Genomic DNA, 715 nt, shown 5'->3' with positions numbered 1-715 from the left:
GCGGCGTGACCCCCAACGCCCGGCTAGACGACGGCCTCGAAGGACCATAGTGGCACGGCGTCGACGGGCGACCACCACACCATTTTCACCCCGGAACGGGCGTCCCGACAGGGACATATTGGCTAGATGCTCCAGCGCATGGTGACGACGGTCCCGGTGTCGGCCGGGGCCACGGTCGCCGTGTCGGCCAGGGACTTGATCAGCGTGAGACCGTGCCCGCGCGAGCTGGTGCCCGGGTCGGTGTCGTTCGCGCGCCAGCTGCCGCGGTCGATGATGGCGACCTCGACCTGACGGTCGCCCGGGATCAGCGTCGCCTCGAGGTCGAGGGTGCCCGATGCACCGTCGCGGTAGGCGTGCTCGACGGCGTTGGCGAGGGCCTCGTAGCTGGCCAGCAGCACGTCGCGGGTCAGCTCGGGGCGCACGTGCACCGCGTCGAGCCAGCGCTCCAGGGCCCGCCGCAGCACGGTCAGCTGACCGGGCTCGGCGCGCACGCGCCGATAGGCCAGCGTGACCGAGTCGCACAGCGGGGTGTTCTGCGGCGAAAACATCGTCTGTACTCTAACCCGTCGCGCCGGGCGCCATCGGCCACGAGGCTCCCCGGCGGCGGAGGGGTCCGTCAGATCGGTAGCCGCAGCTCCGGCGGCACTTCGATCGTGGGCAGGGGCGGCAGCGGCGGCAGTGTCGGTACCGGGATGTTGAGCCCGGGGATCAGCGG

1 protein-coding gene is annotated in these 715 nt (G+C 71.6%); it reads right to left on the bottom strand.

What is annotated here, in order from left to right:
• Positions 1-122 precede the first annotated feature (122 nt).
• Positions 123-548: an ATP-binding protein gene (locus tag G6039_RS30195; RefSeq protein ID WP_006934328.1), complete on the bottom strand. Its 426-nt coding sequence runs from the start codon at positions 546-548 to the stop codon at positions 123-125.
• Positions 549-715 lie beyond the last annotated feature (167 nt).

The sequence above is a fragment of the Rhodococcus aetherivorans genome (genome assembly GCF_011058165.1).
In the GTDB taxonomy this organism is placed as follows: Bacteria; Actinomycetota; Actinomycetes; order Mycobacteriales; family Mycobacteriaceae; genus Rhodococcus; species Rhodococcus aetherivorans.
This window is presented reverse-complemented; position numbering and strand designations above follow the sequence as displayed.